Source organism: Butyrivibrio sp. MC2013, from assembly GCF_000424585.1.
Classification (GTDB): Bacteria; Bacillota; Clostridia; order Lachnospirales; family Lachnospiraceae; genus Butyrivibrio.
Genome location: NZ_AUKE01000006.1, coordinates 186,479 through 206,039 on the forward strand (window position 1 = coordinate 186,479; position 19,561 = coordinate 206,039).

12 protein-coding genes are annotated in these 19,561 nt (G+C 44.8%); 1 reads left to right on the top strand and 11 read right to left on the bottom strand.

Annotated features, from left to right (window positions below; all coding sequences use genetic code 11):
* Positions 1–92 precede the first annotated feature (92 nt).
* The 11 genes from G636_RS0104485 to G636_RS0104535 all read right to left on the bottom strand — a co-directional run bounded on the left by G636_RS0104485 (position 93) and on the right by G636_RS0104535 (position 18,305).
* Positions 93–1,130, bottom strand: coding sequence for a pyruvate carboxyltransferase (locus G636_RS0104485; protein WP_026507058.1), 1,038 nt, complete (start codon positions 1,128–1,130; stop codon positions 93–95).
* Positions 1,131–1,406: 276 nt separating this feature from the next.
* Positions 1,407–3,956 carry a glycoside hydrolase family 43 protein gene (locus tag G636_RS19330; RefSeq protein WP_051226518.1) on the bottom strand — a complete coding sequence of 850 codons (2,550 nt, stop codon included), beginning with the start codon at positions 3,954–3,956 and terminating at the stop codon, positions 1,407–1,409.
* A gap of 142 nt (positions 3,957–4,098) precedes the next feature.
* A complete protein-coding gene (locus G636_RS0104495) occupies positions 4,099–4,962 on the bottom strand; it encodes a carbohydrate ABC transporter permease (protein ID WP_026507059.1) in 864 nt (287 codons plus the stop codon).
* 93 nt (positions 4,963–5,055) lie between these two features.
* Entirely contained in the window at positions 5,056–6,504 is a 1,449-nt protein-coding gene (locus G636_RS0104500) for an ABC transporter substrate-binding protein (protein ID WP_026507060.1), read from the bottom strand.
* Positions 6,505–6,636: 132 nt separating this feature from the next.
* The gene (locus G636_RS0104505; protein WP_035778748.1) at positions 6,637–7,614 is read right to left on the bottom strand and encodes a carbohydrate ABC transporter permease; all 978 of its coding nucleotides are present in this window, start codon (positions 7,612–7,614) and stop codon (positions 6,637–6,639) included.
* Positions 7,601–8,527, bottom strand: coding sequence for a carbohydrate ABC transporter permease (locus tag G636_RS17295; RefSeq protein ID WP_035778749.1), 927 nt, complete (start codon positions 8,525–8,527; stop codon positions 7,601–7,603). Before G636_RS17295 ends, G636_RS0104505 begins: the two co-directional genes overlap by 14 nt.
* Positions 8,524–10,743 (bottom strand): DUF5696 domain-containing protein, encoded by a 2,220-nt coding sequence (locus G636_RS0104515; RefSeq protein ID WP_026507062.1) that lies wholly within the window; start codon positions 10,741–10,743, stop codon positions 8,524–8,526. Before G636_RS0104515 ends, G636_RS17295 begins: the two co-directional genes overlap by 4 nt.
* A complete protein-coding gene (locus G636_RS0104520) occupies positions 10,733–12,769 on the bottom strand; it encodes a YIP1 family protein (RefSeq protein ID WP_026507063.1) in 2,037 nt (678 codons plus the stop codon). The genes G636_RS0104515 and G636_RS0104520 overlap by 11 nt, the downstream gene beginning before the upstream one ends.
* 13 nt (positions 12,770–12,782) lie before the next feature.
* Complete coding sequence (locus tag G636_RS0104525; protein WP_026507064.1) at positions 12,783–13,676, bottom strand: carbohydrate ABC transporter permease; 894 nt, start codon at positions 13,674–13,676, stop codon at positions 12,783–12,785.
* Positions 13,676–16,456, bottom strand: a complete 2,781-nt coding sequence (locus G636_RS17300) for an extracellular solute-binding protein (RefSeq protein WP_051226520.1) — start codon at positions 16,454–16,456, stop codon at positions 13,676–13,678. The genes G636_RS0104525 and G636_RS17300 overlap by 1 nt, the downstream gene beginning before the upstream one ends.
* Before the next feature lie 52 nt (positions 16,457–16,508).
* Positions 16,509–18,305, bottom strand: a complete 1,797-nt coding sequence (locus tag G636_RS0104535; RefSeq protein ID WP_026507065.1) for a glycoside hydrolase family 2 protein — start codon at positions 18,303–18,305, stop codon at positions 16,509–16,511.
* 329 nt (positions 18,306–18,634) lie between these two features.
* Between G636_RS0104535 and G636_RS0104540 the strand changes: the two genes are divergently transcribed.
* Positions 18,635–19,540, top strand: coding sequence for an ArsR/SmtB family transcription factor (locus G636_RS0104540; RefSeq protein WP_196803031.1), 906 nt, complete (start codon positions 18,635–18,637; stop codon positions 19,538–19,540).
* The last annotated feature ends 21 nt before the right edge of the window (positions 19,541–19,561 follow it).

Here is a 19,561-nt window from a genome sequence, read left to right on the forward strand (position 1 = left end):
TTACTGCTGATACTATCCTAAATTCATTCAAGGATAGTATTTCGCATATATTGGAGTTATATATTCCAAATATATATCTACATATAGGTATCTCAAATATATGTCTTTTTGAAATACTGCCTGAAGCTATAAGGATTGATATCCTTGTCCACAGGAAGTGTATCTGCTACAGCACCCAGAAGCTCGTAGTCCATAGACTTGCGATTCCTTTCAGCATATGCCAGGATCAGACGAAGGGGATCTACGTGCTTCTCCTCGCTGCATCTGTAGATGGCAGTCAGATAGCCTGAATGGAATCCCGCATAACCGCATATGAGATCCAAAGGATTCTGCGGCACCCTGTCTGTAGCATTTCTGATAAAGGTAAAGCCTGACTCCAGGAGCCTGGGGATATCTATGTCTATATCTATGCCCTCTCTTAGAGCTGTCATCACGAACATCTCTGTAGGTGTATTGCCTATGCTCCTGCCCAGTCCCTGGAAAGAGCAGTCAATAAGGTCAAAGCCTGCCTTGGCACATGCTATGGAACTGCTGACTGCAAGGCCCAGATTATTATGTCCATGGAAGCCTATCTTGATATCACTGCGCTTCCTGATAGCCTCTCCATATGCCAATATCTCCTCTGTGAGCATACTGCCTGCAGAATCCACGATATATACACAGTCAGCACCTTCTTTGGCCAGGACCTCTCCTGCCTGTCCAAATTCTTCAGGACTGATGATATAGGTCTTCATAAAGTTTACAGCTACCATGAGGCTTCTCTCTTTGGCCCTCTTCACATAAGGCAGTGCCTCCATGATATCATCTGCATTCTGACCTATCCTGATAAAGGAGCCTCCATTGTCAGCCAAAAGGTCTATATCCTCAAGAGATGCAATACCGGGGATGCAAAAGAATCCAAACTTGGTCCCTGATAGTATCTCCCTTGCAGCATGCATATATTCAATATCCGTATTCAGTGACAGACCGTTCTCAGGGCTTGAAGCACCCAGTCCCTTGCCGTGTCCGATCTCCAGATAAGGGATACCCAGTCTCTCAATGGACTTGGCAGCCAGTCTCACATCATCACAGGAGAACTTAAAATCCACAGCATAGGATCCGTCTCTTATGGTAGTATCTAATATCTTCATAGTCTTCCTCTCGTTAACAAGCATCATGTTCACCCATAAAAACAGGGTCTGTGACCATCGAAGCCTTTTATGCCACTCCACAGGATTATACCATAATCTGCAATATGTGTTTAGCTACGTTGATGCAGAAGATTTTCCAGCATTTTCAATAAGTGCACGATGCTTGCTTCAATGATTTTTATATCCAAATAACTCCTAAGTAGGCTTTGCTTATTAAACCTACTTAGGAGTTATCATATCAAGATCATCAAAGACGGAGTTTTCCCCGTAATATATTTAGTTTGGAGATATACTCAGTTCTTCTACGACAGGCGATGCACCAAGGCTTCTTATACCTGCCATGCCGTTCATAAATGGGCGGTCATTATCTATGTAGCTGATAAGCTTATCACCGTTTACACTTATCTCTATCAGGTTCGCCGTAAGCTTTACTTCTATATCATAGACGCCATCCTGACCAGGAGATATTATATCAGCTTCAGCCAGGCTCTTTTGACCATAATTAAGCTTTTGGAGGTAGACCTTGCCCTTCCATATATCCAGATAATAGCCCCTGACAAAGGCTGTCCCCAGAAGCGAATCATCACCGGGGCCTCCCAGTGCAGGATCAGATGCTCTAAAGAGTACGCCCGCGCTGCCCTTATCGCCATCTATGGACATCCGGCATTTAAAGCTATAGTCACCCATATATTCGCTGCCGTAGAGGCGCTTGGCTGCAGCTGAACCGGCTCTGACAGACATCGTGCCATCTGCTATCTTCCATCCACCGTCTGAGTATACGGATTCATCCAGGATAGAATCATAGCTTACAGTAAGAGCAGATACATCCTCATGTTTACCAAAGCTGATGTCGCCAAGGCTGAATGCCGCATCTTCCGCGTTTCCCGCATCATATCCCAGCCTGATATCATGAAGGCCCTCCGGCAGCTCTATGCCGCGAAGTATAGCATATTTAGCCTGCGCCTCTTCATTACATGCTTCTAATAAGAGCTCATGACCCGTCAGCGGCTCGCCGTCGATATATAGCGTTAGCATCATATCTTTATCAGAGCTATAGCTCACAGTCATATCATAAGAGCCCTTCTCTGCCAGATTTACCCTGTACTCAGCCCCCTTCTCATCCACATATGATGCATGAGAAGCATGGATAGTACCCGGCAGGGGCTTGGGATAATCATTTGCACTACTGCCCTTTACAGCATTTGATACGCCTACAAAGCCGTAATTGACTCTGGCCTCTCCTCCGCTTACAGCTATATGTCCGCCGCCTAGAGGACAGTCAAATTCTCCAAGGAGCCTGTCATTCATATATACCTGGCCCCTTCCATCAGACACCTCAACCTGGAAGGCCTGATTTGAAGTGAGCATTACCTCTTCGCCAAAGCTTCCCTTTAGTTCAAAGATATCTGCCACCTTCACGCCGTCCTTTGCTATAGTCACAGCTACTGTCTGATCTTCTTCAGAGACTGTCAAAGAGCCGTAGTTATCCTCATCTGTATATGAGAAATACACAGCGCTCTCAGCACCAGATCTCATGCAGATGTTGTATTCAGCGGTAAAATCTGCCTCATGCTCATCCCTGGTGATTATAAGGCTGTCACTGATCCTCCAGGCATCCTCTGATGACCCGTTTATTATCATTTCCACATTTTCGGAGTCGTTGCCATTATTGGGAGAAGACTCATCATCAGCTTTGCCATTAAAATATCCGTATATATCAGGCATAGAGGGAATGGGCTGCTCTGACATAGTGGGCCCCAGCACGTCCATCTCATCCCCGTCGAAGACTATCCTGTCTATATTCATCTCTCTCTTGGGCATACCCTCCATAGCTCTGCCCACCAGGGTGTGGTATACGATATAATAACTGTCCAGGTCAGGTCCCTTGACTGATGAGCTGTGACCTATGCCATAGGGCTCAGACATGGTATGCAATAGCAGAGGATTAGTATCTGCTGCAGTAAAGTCAGTAGGACTATCACCCACTCCATAATCTATCCTATAGCCCTTGGACAGTACATGATTGCCTGTATAGGTGATATAGTATCTGCCATCATGCTTTATGACCATGGAGCCTTCAGTCCAGCCGTTCATATAGGCTCCCACGGTTTTGCCCCCGGCTTCGATATCAGAAGGAGAGGTCATCTCATGGGCCACTATTCCCTTGTCACCTGCATGATAAAAATACCATTTGCCATCATCATCTATAAAAACAGATCCGTCTATGGAAAAGCCCAGGTTATGGGTGATCACCTTAAAAGGTCCCATTGGGCTGTCACTTTCAAATACATAATGGCCATTTCCTGCAGGAGAAGAATACATATAGAATTTGCCATTATAATAGGTCACTTCAGGAGCATAAGCTCCTTTTGTCACATCTTCATCTGCGCAAAGGCCCTCATAATGCCAGTTAACCAGGTCACGTGAGCTAAAGCATTTGATCCCCACCTCATTGTCCCTGGTGCTCATATAGAGATAGTAATATCCGTTATATCTCATCACAAAAGGATCGCCTGTGCCGTAGTCATACCAGGCATCCTCATGGATACTGTCTATGGGATTAGTATAGCTCTCCTTCATATCCTCATATTCACCCTGATATCCGTATATATTATCCATAATATTTTTATTTAATAAGTCATTATTATCCATTTCGTCAGTCTTTCCATCTGCTCCATTTGATGGGGCAACACTTGCAGCAGCATCGTTTATAAAGCTGCCCATTTCAGCGCCGTCAGTCTTTTGAGATATACCTGTATCTGGCTTTTTGCTGCAGCCAGACACCACAAGTATCACTGCAGAAATAAGCACTGCTATGCATGCCATATTCCGGTCTGTGGAAACTTTTCCACAGACCGGTCCATTTGCACTTTCACTTAGTAAATATCTATTTTTATTTCTAAGCTTATTTATATCTTTTGAATACTTTCTATTTATATTACCTATTAACCCTTTAAAACGAAGCATATTACTTGATACCCGAATGAGCCATGGTATTCATCACCTGACTCTGAAGCACTATGAACAGCAGAATATTGGGGACAAACATGATAAGTGCTGCAGCCGCAGCCACGCCCTGACCGGCAACCGTATTATTGGCGCTTATCAGGGTACTCATATAGAATGCCAGCGTCTTCATGCTCTCTTTGGTAGAGAACATATTTGATGTTTCCAGATTACCCCATACCTGCTGGAAGGACAGGATGCACACAGTTGCAATAGCAGGCTTTATCATGGGCAGGATGATCCTGCTGTAAATAGTAAAGTAGCCTGCCCCGTCCACCTTGGCTGCTTCCATGAGCTCACCTGGCACCTGATCTATAAACTGCTTGACCAGAAACATACCAACAGGCATAGCCAGAAGAGGCAGTATATGTGCCAGATATGTATCCATGATGCCTATCTTGTCTATTACCAGATATCTTGGGATCAGCATGGCGGCAGGCACAAACATCATAGAGATGGTATTGATCTCGAATATGAGCTTCTTGCCCTTAAAGTCAAGCTTGGACAGGGCAAAACCTGCCATGGAGCCAAAGAGAACATTAAGTCCTACCACGGCCGCTGTTACCAGAAGGGAGTTAAAGGTATAGCGGCCTATGGATATGACTGACCCGTTAGAAATCTTTGCCAGATTTCTAAAATTATCCAGAGTAGGTTCGGATACTATAAACTTGGGAGGAAATGCATATAGTTCACTTAGCGGCTTAAATGCATGATTCACTATGTATACTATAGGCAAGGCCATAAATACAGCCAACGGGACCAGTATTACATAGAATTTGATCTGGTCTTTCCGAAAACCTTTGGGATTGATACTGATTGCTTTCATACCCTTTCCTTCCTTGCCGGGGGCATTTAGCCCCCGGATAATGCTTCTTCTGTCAATAAAGCCTGCAAGCTGTCACAAGCTTTCTTCTGATCCTTAGTTAGCGTAACTTGCCAGCCACTGATCTCTAAATTCATTTGCCTTCTGAGTAAGCTCATCTGCAATATCTGCAGGTGCGATCTCTCTGTTATTAAGCTGATCCCAGATGCCGTTTTCATTCATCCAGTCATTGAACTGGTTGTAGCCGGGAGCTACAGAGCTGATGCTGGGTACCACATTGGTCAGGTGATCATATACAGCCTGGATGTCTTCTCTGTCTGTAAAGCCCTTTACAACATCCCATACTTCAGCATTGTCGATAACAGGCATACGGGATACCACTTCAAGACCGGCTTCCTTATAGCCTTCATAGCGGTTCATGCATGCTTCTTTGCCCCATGATGTCCACTTCTGAAGCTCCCATGCTTCTCTGGGATGCTCTGTGCTGGCAGAGATGATACCATAGTCTACGACAGCCATCTGTGCTCCTGTAGGGCCTGCAGGCTGAGGATAATAGAGGAAGTCACATCCGGACTGTTCCTTAACAGCATCCTCAAAGTAAGCGATTGTCCACGTCCAGTCAAAGTGCATAGCGCTTCTGCCAAATCCGGGAGGCCATGCGCCCTCATCTCCAAGGTATCTCTGCTTGTCTTCAGCAGATGCCCATTCGCATACACCATTGTCGATCCAGTTGTATTTCAGGTTAAGAGCGTCCACCCATGTCTGATCAAAGTGATAGCTCTCACCATCCCAGCCGTATGCTGACTGACCGTCATTGTACTGAGCGGGGAAATAATCTGTGTAATTAGGATTGGATGTTCCAAAATAGAACTCATCGGGATGAGTGATCCTCTCAGCTATCTCCTTGTAATCATCTATAGTCCAGTCATATGACGGAAGAGGCTCATTGTATTTCTCAAAAAGTGTCTTGTTGAGGAAGCACAGATAAGGGAACATAACTGTAGGCATACCATAGAGCCTGCCTCCGATCCTCTCGTTCTCCACCATGGAAGAATATACCTCCTTAGCATCAGGATCGTTCTCATAATAATCTGTTACATCCAGAGCCCATTCATTGGCAACTGCGTTGGTTACTGAGTATACCCAGAATACATCAGGAAGGGAATTGGTTGCTGCCAGTGTGGTCAGACCATCATCCCATGCTGCCTGATCGATATTGACAAATTCTACCTTGATATTGGGATAAGCTTCCATAAATGCTTCCAGCTGCTTGTCCCTTGCCTCGATCTCACCTTTTTCACCAAGTCCCCAGCATGCATATGTCAAGGTGATATCATCGGTTGTCATAGCAGGAAGACCCAGACTCTCTGCCTCTTCTTCTATCTGCTCCCTGATCTCCTGACTATCCTCTGATCCGGTCGCCTCTTTGGCAGTTACCTCTGACTCTATCTCAGAAGCATCTGCTGCGCCTCCGCAGCCTGCAAGTGCTGACATAAGCATTGATGCTGTCAGAACTGTGGATACGATCTTACTTTTTCTCTTCATAAGAAATCCTCCTTAATCCTCTCTTTTAAACCTTTGTTCTATTCCCATAAAGCCCCCATGGATAGGCCAAACGGTAATCAATAAATAGTAAATGCATCTTTTGCCGCTTAATTGCAAAAGTCAAATACTTCTTTATTCACCGGTGATACCGGCTCTGTCTATACCCTCTACAAAGTATTTTTGAAGTGCAAAATACATAATGAGTAGAGGCAGAATAGTCAACACAGTGGATGCCATCCTGATAGCTTCATTGGCAACGGATTCTCCCATTACCGAAGCCCCCCAGCCCGCCGAATTCTGTATATGGGCCTTGTACATAGCATCGAAGTTTTGCAGCTCAAGCAGCATGGTACTGATCTTGCTGGTATCTGCTATGTTGGCCCCGTTTAGATACAGCGCTGTAAAATAAGTGTCATTCCAATACCATACAAAAGAGAAAACAAAGCAAAGTATAAATGCAGGTATCGCAAGTGGTACTGCTATCTTCAGGAATATCCCCGCATCACTTGCTCCGTCCACTCTGGCAGCTTCATCAAGAGCAAGAGGTGTCTGCTTGAAGAACTGCATGAATATCAGGATGAATATGGCACTTTTGGTCCCCTGTCCCAAAAGCGCAGGATATATAAGAGTTTTTAATGTTCCTATAAGCTTGTAGTCCGAGAACATCACATAATTGGGGACCATCAGCACATAAGGCGGTACCACAAAGGTAAGTAGTATCAGCGCCATGATCAGCTTCTTAAATGGAAACTCGTATCTTGCAAGACCATAGCCTGTAAGTGCACATACAAGAGTTTGTGCCAGAGACGGCAGGAGCGCTCCCTCTATGGTGCTCCAGAGTGTCTCTTTGACCTTCATGACTTCAAAGGCCTCTTTATAATTGTCCAGGGTCAGCTGTCTGGGGATCCACTTGACAGATGCATCAAGAAGATCCGGCAATGTCATAAAGCTGGTAATGAACATATCCAGTATTGGATACAGATAGACAAAGCCAATGGATATCAAAAGAGTGTATATGATGGCTTTAAATACAGGCCCTCTGTCCTTGGGAGTCCCCCAGAGCTTTGTCTTTAAATGTATAAGTGTCGAAGTCAGATCAAGCTTTTGCACGTTTCATCCTCCTCTTCTTTACAGGAGTATCATAATGTAACACCTTAGCCTTTGGCTCTCTTCCAAAGAGGAAATAGCAGATCCCTATTATTACCAGGATGCTGACTGTGTATATCCACGCCATGGCAGATGCTATGCCAAAGCCCTTGCTGGCATCCAGCATATTGCTCCTGATCAGTATGATCACTTCGTTGAGTTCTGAAGTAGCCAGAAATACTGTTACATATATACTGTTTATCAGGATCATACCTCTGATAGCCGGAAGCACTATCCTCCAAAAGGACACCCAGGCGGACGCACCGTCCATGTATGATGCTTCATAGAGAGATACATCTATCTTTTGCAGTCCTGCAAAAAATATCAGCGTAGGCACACCCGAATACCAGAGTATGAGAAGGAGCTCACTAAGGAGTCCTATGACCGCTTCCTGCAAAAATACAGGCACTGAGTCTCTTACCAGATCAAATACTCCGTACTGCTCTATAAGAGGTATGGTAGTAGAGCCGCTGTCCATGAGCATGGAGAGCACAGGTCCCGATACCACTATGATTGGCAGGAAAAAGAGCGTCCTGAACAGTCCCTTGCACTTAATGCTCTGATTAAGAAGGATCGCTATCATCAGTGCAAATACCAGTATCAGTGGAAGCTGCAGCATAATATCCTTAAAGAAATCCACCAGGCGGTCCACAAAAAAGGCATCCTTGGTAAAGATATCCCTGTAATTGCCTATGCCTACATAGCTCAGCTTCCTTCCCTTAGCTGTGATCAGCACATTATTAAGACTGAAGGTCACCGACTGGATCAGAGGATTGATAAAGAATATGATAAATCCCAGTATCCAGGGTGATACAAATACCAGACCTGTCAGGCTTCTCCTCGTAATGATCCCCATTTTCTTTCTTTTAATCTTCATTCCTGACCAGCCTCCGTGAAATAGTAGGACATAGCGGGGACTGTTATATCTCCTGCCTGTACGTCTTTATCTCCATAGTTGATAAGGATACTTGCCCCGTTGTCATAGCTTACAAATACCAGATCATCCTCCAGATACCTGTGATCCGTGATCTCGCAGCCCTCAACCTCTGACAGGACCTGTCCTATACTTTCTTCATAATCCAGGATCTTGTCTTTGAGAACCGAATACTCTGATGTATATATGTAGGAAGAATTGGTATTTCTAAGTGCTACCGGTGACTCTCTTGTCAATAGAAATGCGGGATATGCTCCGTATTCCAAAAGCTTTAGATAATATTCCTTTTCATTGGCCTGAAAGTTTACATAAGAAGCCCAATAAGGAACGCTGCCCCTTAGTACTATAGGCAGGAATGGTATCTCCTGGGATATGAAGTTGTAACCGGAGCCCTGAAGAGACATATCATAATAGCTGTCCATATATTTCCAAAGATAGGCACCCGGCGAATCAAATCCAGCTTTATCTCTTACGTATTCAGATAATATCGCCTGCTGCTGAGCAGCTGTATCCGCTCTTGTATAGGTCTTTCCCGCGGAATAATAGGAAAAGAGATTGTCTGTAATGCCTGAGAGCTCCAGGTCATCGCCTCCTATCCCCTTATTGTTTTTAAACAAGGACTGCAGTATCTTAGCGGATCTTGAAGGAGTCAGGTAATACATCTTGGGGAAGAGCTTCTGATATGTGGGAACTTCCACTATCACCTGATTTATGCCCTTTACGATGTCAGTGGTTGTATTGTAGAGCTTGGAAGCATTAGCCAAAAGGATGTCTTCCTTTAGCTTTAGATCTATACCCTCATTTGACAGCTTATCCTTAAGTTCTCTAAGCTCTTTGCTCGTGCCAAGCTTACTGTCCACTTTGGTGTCAGAGCTGCCATAAGCCAGAGTCACACCCTTTTGCTGCCAACCTTGATAGGAAGCCAGGATACTATCTGCGCCTGATGCTCTAAGGTCCTCCAGGATATCAGCCATATCACTTATACCTGTCATCCTGACAAGAGTATCAAATACAAACCATTTGGTAGAATCCGCTCCCAAAAAGTCCAGCTTGACCTTGTAATCATCACCGGCATTTTCCAGTTGCCCCTCATCCAGTAGATACTGCCTGTATCTCCTGGCCAGGCCCGTATAGCTTGCCTCATCTCCGGATACAAAGAAATATCTGATACCCAGATCCCTGATATCACCCTTCTTTTCAAAGGCAGGTACACCACTATTCCTGGCAGTCTGTCTGATATATATATCCCTGACCATAAACTGGCTGCTGATCCAGTTATAGGGAGTGATCACCCCATTGGGATAAGCCGCTATCATGGCGTTATATTCGCCCTCTGTCACTACACCCAAAAATCCGCTGCCCGACTGTGTATATACCATTCCAAATACAGGCATCTTGATAGTCTCAGGATCTGTCACAACAGGCTCACCATAGACATTGTCCACCATAGGTGCTGTTCCCACGTTTTCTCCGTATATGCGTTTGGAGTATGGATTCTTGTATTTGCCATGATTATCAGCAAGATCTATGAGAGCACCGCTCCCCTCGGGGATCAGCATATAGCCTTCTTCTTCCCCAAGGTAGGTAGATCCCAGCATGGGGTAGAGCCATACTGAACCCAGAAGATATTCTTCGCCCTCTCTTATGGAATCACCGGGTACCAGAACTGATATACCATCCTCTGTAAGCCTGACCTGAAGCTGCATGCCAAAGTCATAGTCACTGCACTCTATATCTGCATCAAAGCCGTCATCGTAGTACTCAATGGTAATATCCGAATTATCAGCTGAAGGTGAGAGCCTGCCTGTTACTGTAGAATTGCCTGAATAAAATTCCAGTGTCACACCGGATGAGCAAAAGGCGTTCCACATCTCATTTCCCTCTGTATAATCACGGGCTGAACTGTAAGTCTCTCCTGTCACTTTATCCGTAAGACTGATAGCAAGCCTCTCCTCATCCAGTTCCAAGAGCCAGCTGTCATTTTCCATGACCCTCTTTGATCCTGCAGTGAGAGTATGGACCTCTGCTCTGCCGCTGCTCTTCATATCTATGTCAGTTACCTTACTCTCTTTATGAAGAGCCAGCACCAATATGATCACTGCGATGAGGATGCACAGCAATGTGGCAATGATGATGGTCTTTGTCCTTTTAGATGCCACGATAATACCCCTCCTTGCAGATGCTGATCACAAAATCAACAACCTGCTTAAACAATCCAAATATGATCACACCTGCTGCCACGATCACCAGCATAGTAAAGAGGGCCAGCAGTATGTTAATAAAAGTCTCTTTGTAGCTAAAGCACTGTATCTCTCTGATCATGACCACTATCAGGATGAGTGTCCCCGCCGTCATGATAAAGTTAAGGAATGTGATGAGAAATTCCTCGTTATAGGTAAGCACATGACTGAGAACAAATGCCACAGGCTTTAGGAATACATATGGCATAAAGCAATATGCAAAGGATATATAGGTCTGTCTCAGCGTTGCCTCTCCGTCTCTGATGGAACATATCATGTTGATGCAGATCACAAAGAGCAGCATCACTCCGGGTACCTTGATGAAATCCCCTAAAAGGTCATATTCTCCGTCAGCTACAGTCTTGAATATAAAGCCGCAATAATATCTGTTCACAAGGTAGATGATAAAGATGATCAGATAAAGGAGAGAAGCAGTTGATAGAGACACCTTCTTTTCCCTCTTGATTCCATAGAAGGCATCTGCTGGGTTTTTGAGCACATATCCCAGAAAACGCAGCTCCCTTACAGTCCTGATATCACGTATCCTGCCTAAGGATCTTCTGATATCCCTGATCAGAGGAAGCCTGTCTCCGAATCTCTTGAGGATCTTACTCACAATCAAAAAGGCTATGATGATCTCGAATATCCTGACTATATTGTGTCTAAGCCAGGTATTTCTCACCTGCCAGAAGGCATTTGAGTAGGTAATGCCTGTTCCGCCAAGCCTTGCTGCCTCCATGGAACCCTTGTAGTCCTCCACCTTGTAAAGGGCTTTGGCTATACCTCTGTAGGCAAAATCAAAAAGGCTGTTGTGGGATAGAACATTCTCCCAGGGCTGTCTGCTTTCCAGATACAGACCATCCTGATATTTGGAGAGAGCCTCATGCACGGTAGTGGCATATTCAGTCTCCGAAAATACCGTTATATCTCCTCTGTCGCTATCCAGTACATATATATGTCCCGATGCATCCACATCTATGGCAACAGCGTTGATAAAGAGTCCCATGCGGTTATTGCCATCGTCCTTGCCGCCAAAGTAAAAGAGAAGCTCACCCTCCTTGGTGTATTCCATGATGCTTCCCTGCTTGGAGAGAGTGAATATGTTATCAATATCGCCTACAGCCACATCGGATACCAGCAAATCTGCATAGGCCTTGCCAAACATATTATTGCCGGCCATGTTATATTTCTTCAGGCCATTTTTACCCAACCCCTGGGTAACTGTATATATGAGGCCTGTAGCATCTATATCCAGATTGGCAGCGGAAGCAGGGACATTCTTTTGCATGCTCCTAAGCTGCTCATCAGTGAATATCAGCCTTTTAAGCTTATTGCCCAAAGAGATGCTGGTATCATTAGCTCCAAAATAGCCGTAGAAATCTCCATTATCGGAGATAGTCATGATACCGCCCGCATTACCTTCAGACAGGGCATACATAGTACCTGCATTATTGACTACCAGCTTGGAGGGAGCATATTTGGCTCCATCTCCAAAGAGAGGACTCTCAGGTCTCTCATAGCTTCCTGTCATATGCCAGTCGGCATCATAGCTGATGATCTTGCCAGCCCCGGGATCTGCCACATATACCAGGCCCTCTTGCGATACATATACTCCTGTGGGGCTCTTAAGTTCTTCTGTGATCTCTCCCAGATAGTTGCCATTAAGATCAGAGCATACGATCCTCTTATTACCTGTATCTGCTATATAGAGCCTGTCTCCTGCCAAAAAGAGGTCAGAGGGCTTACTCAGAGTCTCTTCTCCGAATTTGTCCCAGAGATGCTCAGGCAGATAACCATCCATGGTATTGACCAGATAACCGTCTTTATCGTATGTCAGGGATGTATAGGGTGCCTGCCCTGCCTCAGCTTTTATGGGCAGACTTAAGATAGCTGCCAAAGCGATCAGCGTAGTGACCGGCTTTACTATTTTATTTATCTTCAACATCTGATGCGTCCCCCTAGTCATCTTCCCTGAATACTTTGCCTGCAGCTTTGGAAATGGAATAGATAAATATCAGCAGTACCACACTGACGGCTGATGCATATCCCATCTCATAACGCAGGAATCCATAATCTTCTATATGATTGACTATAAGCTGTCCCGCATAGCCGGGAGTAGGATTAGCTCCGCTAAGCTGCACTCCTATGGCACCCACAGAGAAGGTGTTGACTACAGACATGACCGCAGCGAACATCATCTGAGGCTTCATCTGAGGGATTGTGATATAGAAGATCTCCTGGAGCCTGTTCTTCATACCGTCTATCATGGCAGCTTCATAATACTCGGGATTGATATTGAGGATACCTGCCAGAATAGCCAGGAATCCCACTCCCATACTGCTCCAGACGGATACCACTATCATGATGCCCAAGAGGAACTTGGCATCTGTGGTAAAAAGGATAGGCGAATTGGTTATGCCCAGACTCATAAGGATATAGTTCACATATCCCATCTTGTCTCCGGCAAAGATGATCTTCCATACAACCGCCATGGCTATCCCGCTGGTCATGGACGGCGAGTAGATAAGCAGGGCCAGGACAGTCCTGGGACCCTTACTTATCTGTGCCAGCATCCATGCCAGAAGGAAAGACAACATATAGCCCAGAGGGCCGACAACAAAAGCGAAAATACAGGTGTTGGGCAGTACATACTGCATAAATATCTCATCCTGGGTCAGGAGGTTAATATAGTTGAGAAAGCCCACCAGCCTGGGAGTCTGCACAGCATCATAGCTTGTAAAGCTAAGTGCTATAGCCGCTATTACAGGTATGACGATAAATGTTGTAAATAGCAGTATGTAGGGTAATAGAAAATATACCGCAGCATTTATCCCGCTCTTTTTACTTTTCATTATTTCAACCATTCCTCTATCAAGTCTTTATCCGGCGTGATCAGCTGCTTTATTACTTTTCCTTCACTGTCCACATATTGGAATTCTTCAAGTTTACGGGCAAGCTCAGCATTGATTCTCTTCTGAGCATTGTCTATTGCAGTCCTGATGTTCTCATTGGCCGTTACTACGTTTACCAGAACATTGCCCAGCTCTCTTTCTATCATGTAGCTGCCCGGTACTCTGGGCATTTCCCTGGTCCATCCGATCTGTTCCAGTATCACTTCCTTGTTTTTCTCACTCCAAGGAGCTGCTGCAATGGCATTTAAGTTAGCTGAGTTCCACATATACTCATTGCCCAGGGTAGTCTGCAGAGTAAAAGAGAACTCGGTCTGTACTTCATCAGACATCCACCAGTCGATAAACTTCCAGGCTGCTTCCTTTTGCTCTGAGGATTCAAAGATCAGGCAGCTCTCAGCTGCGCCGGAGGTTGATCTGTCCACAGTTCCGTCTTCTGCAACCAGTCCCGGATAGGGAGCTATCTCCCAACAGCCGTTCAGCTCAGGAGCTGCATTGGTGAGCAGGTTGTAGCTGGCATAGTCCGATACTCCTATGGGTGTCCTTCCGTCTCTGAAAGACTGATAGAAGCTCAGGATCTCGTAGTCCATATCATAGACTGTAAAATTCTCTGTGAGATATTTAAGACCATCTATCACTTCCTCTGAATCCAAGCGTACTGTGCCCATATCCCCCGAGAAAATATCACCGCCGTTTTGGAATATAAAAGGTGCAGTTGCTGCAAAGGTCTTGGTGGGCAGATTGGCCACATGGCTGTTAAAGCCCATTCCCATCCTGCCAAGCTCGGGAAGAAGGTCCCTTACTTCATCCATATTGTCAGGGACTTCAAGTCCCAGCTTCTCAAAGATGTCACTCCTGTAGAAGAGTACATAGAAGTTAAAGGTCTCGGGGATAGCATATATCCCTTCATCACACACTCCGGGTATCAGCATGCCGGGAGCAAAGCGCCTTCCCACTTCCTTAAAATTGTCAAACTGTCTCATATCTGCCAGAGCATTTCTAAGAGCCAGGTCATATACGTAGCCTGAAGCTATTCCTATGGCTCCGTCAGGAGCCTTTCCCGAAGCATTGGCCAGTATGAGCTTTTGCTGATCCGGCACTATGGAGAGATTGACCTTGATACCGGTCTTCTCTGTAAAATCCGTATCAGCCATCCTCTGGATGATCTCCAGATACTGTCTGGGTCTGTTGACCCAGATCTCAAGAGTATCGGAGTCGTCATAGCCAGGTGCATAATCTCCCTGGGTAAAGGATGCTACGAAATGTCTGATATCATTGGAAGCCCTGCTGAGAAGTCCGGGCTTTGATGGCAGCTTTGCATCTTTCTTATATAGATAGAATTTGTCTATAGAGAGATTGCCATAGCTAAGGTTCTCGGATACTGTAGTCAGATACTGCCTGACAGAGCTATCTCCATAGGAGAATACGTCTATCTTCTTTGGCAGATCATTGGGCTTCTCAGCAAGCATTGCCAGGCTCTTAGAAGCAGTATCCAGCAGCTTTATCTCGCCGTTCTTCTTGCCATAGCTGTCCATGGCAGCCAGTTCTTCATACAGTTTTGAAGTCTTATCTGCCCAGTCTGTTAATTTGCCTGATACATCAAGACCATATTCATCCAGGTCAAAATCCCTGTATTTATCAGTATTGCCACCAGTGATCTTATTCACGGACAGAGCCAGATCATTAACGCCTGTCACAATATCGTTTATGGATCTGATGGCGTCGCCGTAGGGCTCCAGTGCCACTTCCAGGCTCAGGATGTGACTGCCTGCTGACAGATATACAGGAACCTCTCTTTGCATCCTTGTAAACTTACCGGAATACTTAAATGGGATATTCTCATAAGACACAGAAGGGATAACACCATCTACATATAGATTTCTGTATACGGTAAAGTTGGATTTACTACTCTGCCTGTAATCAAAAGCCAGATAGTAATAACCTTCCTCTTCCACATCCACTTCATAATCTATCCTGTTGCCGCCTATCCTGTACGAAGTCTCATCGATCACATTCTGCATCTTAAGATAGGGACTGTAGGGAGTCACCTCGCTGTTAAACTCAGCTGCAGTTCTGATATTGGGAGAATTTCTCCTTGCAAAGCTCTCGCCTTCTATCTGGATATAACTATCTCCCTCTGCTACTGCTTCCGGGTCATTTGCTATAGTAACAGGTGCCATGAGCTTAAGGTCCTTTATTTCCACCTTGCCTTCATTGGCGGTAAATTCAACAGTATTAAGCCCTTCCCCCAGATATACCATCAAGGGATCATTTTGCAGAAAGTAACTGTCTCTTAGGTATGTGAAAGCCCATTCATCACTTTTGACAGGCATGGCAATACTCTCATTGCCATAACGGTCATACTCTTTTTCACCGCTCTTCCAGATATCCGAAAAAGACAAATGTTCCGCTTCTTCATAAGGGATACTGCCATTTATCTTCATGGAAAGACTTGTGGGCAGGATGTTATCTCCTATAGCTCTGTAATCTACGCCCATCACATAAAGTCCGGCCTTTTCCACTTTTACACTAAGGCTCAAAGCTTTATCTGTGGTGACAAGCTTATCAGCTGCTTCTATCAGCATCTCCTCGCCTTCGTAGACCTCATCTGCATGCATGGAAGCATAATCTTTATAGTAGATATTCTCACTTGCAAGTGCGCCGTTTCCCGATATGAGGAAAAAGACTATCCCTGCGGCCACAGCTGCAATCTTCTTAATCATGATCAACTCCTTAGTCAGTTATCATCCCCGGCAGGCAATCATCATGCCCCTATCATTCACCCAGGTTGATCTTTCTGATCTTATCAATATCAACCTTGGCTTTTCTGTCTATGGTATAGAGGCCGTTTATTTCCTGCTGTACGTCTGTCACCTGGGTATAGCAAAAGCCTGCATTGTAATCCAGATCCCTGATCGCCTCTGTGATACTCTTAAATCGATTTATAAACTCTTCCTGGGTCTTTACCTGGCCACCATAGCCCCAGCCTTCGCCTCCGGAGAAGGCGATGCCGCCATACTCACTCATGATCACAGGCTGACCCTTATAGGAATAGCCAAGAGCTGTTGCATATCTGTCTCTGTTAAAGGGGAGCTTATTATTTACTATCAGATCCTTATCTTTGTATCTTTCTGCAAAGGCCTCTCCCTTTTCTTCATAATCATGGAGAGTCAGGATATCTGAGCAGGTGTGCTCCCAGCCGTCATTGACTATCACAGGTCTCATGGGATCATAAGCTTTGGTCAGGCTGTATATACCCTCTGTAAACTTCTGCTGGTTGACATTGCTGTAGATTCTCTCAATTCCCCAGCTCTCATTAAAGGCTGTCCAGGTGATAACACAGGGATGATTGTAATTTTGTCTGACTATCTCTATCCATTCTCCTGTAAAGCGCTGCATACCTTCGTCATTGAAAATATACTGAGAAGGCATCTCGCACCATACCAGAAGCCCCTTAACATCGCACCAATAGAGGAATCTCTCATCTTCAACCTTCTGATGCTTTCTAAGGCCGTTGTAGCCTGCAGCCATTATGAGGTCTATATCCTTTATGATGGCTTCCTCTGAGGGAGGAGTCAGATGGGATTCTTCCCAATAGCCCTGATCCAGTATCAGCCTCTGATACAAGGGAAGATTATTGAGTAGTATCTTGTCTCCTTCTATAGAAATCTTCCTCATAGCAAAGTAGGACTCTACTTTGTCCACATCTTTGTTGGAGAAAATCTTATCAACCGCCTTTTCTGCATCTGAACAGTCGGCTTCAACACCAAAGCCTGTGAGAAGCTCGAAATTTACACTATATAGGCAGGGATCTGCCGGAGACCAGACCTTCATCTCCCAGGGATGATCAGGATCCGCTACTGAGATCTCAAACTCAGCATAGTCAGATCTGATATCAATCATATTTCTGGATACCAGCCTGTCTCCCAGGCTGATATTGCAGATAAGAGAGCACTCTTCATCGACCTGCCTGTGGATCTTCATCTCAAAGGATGCTACTGCCCTGTCGATATCAGGAGTGATCTTCACAGATTCGATATAAGTCTGATCCACTTCTTCAAGCCATACTGTTTTCCAGATACCTGTAGTCTGCACATACCAGCAGCCAAAGTTCTCATCCTTCCATCTCTGCTTGCCCCTGGGCTGTACACAGCTCTGAGAATCAAGAGCACTTACTACTATCTCGTTACTGCCGTTTCTGACATAATCTGTGATATCACATGTAAATCTGGAATAAGCTCCTGTATGGCCTCCTGCGTAATATCCGTTAACCCATACCTTTGCCTCATAGTCCACGCCTTCAAAATGAAGAAGGATTCTTTTTCCCGCTTCCGGGAATATTTCCAGATTCTTTCTGTACCATACCAGGGGATGAAATGTCTCTTCCCCAATACCGCTCATCTTTGTTTCATATGTATAGGGAACTGTGATCTTTTGATTCTTTTTAGGAAAAGCATTATGCCAGCCCTCTTTCTCACCTTCCTTATCATCATCAAAAACAAAATCCCAAACTCCGTTTAGATTCCTCCAATTATTTCTCTTTAATTGGGGTCTCGGATAACCATTAAGCATTTTCCCTCTCCTTTTGCCTCTTTAAGTACAAGTTTTTTGTACATAAACATTTATACATGAAAAATGTATTTCAACTTGTTTTCTACATCAATTATGTATTAACCTTAAAGCCATCCGTCGAGAATGTCAATATATCTGGATTTCATTTTTTATCTTTGTGATTATTCCACAAATTTTGTCCATCATTTTTATATAAATAAGAGTTGTATAAACTTTACTTTTCTACATTTTTATTGTATAAATAATCTTGGGTAAATATATGAAAAAAGATAAGAAAGAATAAAAGGGAAGGGGATCATCATAATATGAAGCCGGATCTTACATTACACATGGACGACAGAGACAAGATAGTAGATATCTGCAAAGCACTGTCATCACCCATCAGACTGGACATCCTTCATTATCTGGCAGACAAGCCTGCCATAATCTCAGATGTAGCTACCAAATTTGATATACCGTTATCCAGCGCAGCCCTCTATATCAAGGTATTGGAGAATGCCGGGCTCATATCCGTGCAGCCCATTCCGGGCTCCAAGGGTTCTCAGAAGCTCTGCGGAGTACTGATCAACAGTGTAGCCATAGATATGTTCTACAGACCACCGGTGGAGCAGCCCACCTATCTCCACAGGGAGTCAATGCCGGTGGGATGTTATTTTGATTTTGATGTGAGGCCGTCCTGTGGCATGGTCTCGGAATCCCAGGATCTGGGCTTTGAAGATAATATAGGCATCTTTACCAAGCCCTCACGCTTTAATGCCCAGTTGATATGGCTAAGCACCGGCTATCTGGAATACAGATTTTCCAATTTGTTCCTCAAGCAAAATGACGTGAACAGGATCAGGTTCTCCTTTGAGATCTGCTCTGAAGCACTGGGCTACAATAACGACTGGCCTTCAGATGTGACCATATCCATCAACAACAGGGAACTGGGGATTCTGCATCTTACAGGAGATTATGGAGACAGAAGGGGCAAACTCAATCCCGAATGGTGGAATCCCTATTCCACTCAGTATGGCCTCCTTAGGACTGTAGAGATCACAAATGACGGCACCTACTTTGACGGCAACAAGGTATCGAACCAGACCATAAGCAGCATGTCCCTCAAGGACTGCGACTACTTAAGGCTCAAGCTGGAAGTAAAGGAAGATGCCAAATACAAGGGCGGTTTTAACCTCTTTGGCTCAAAGTTTGGAGACTATCAGCAGGATATACTCATGGAGCTGTATCACGATTAAAGATGCATCAGATCAATTATC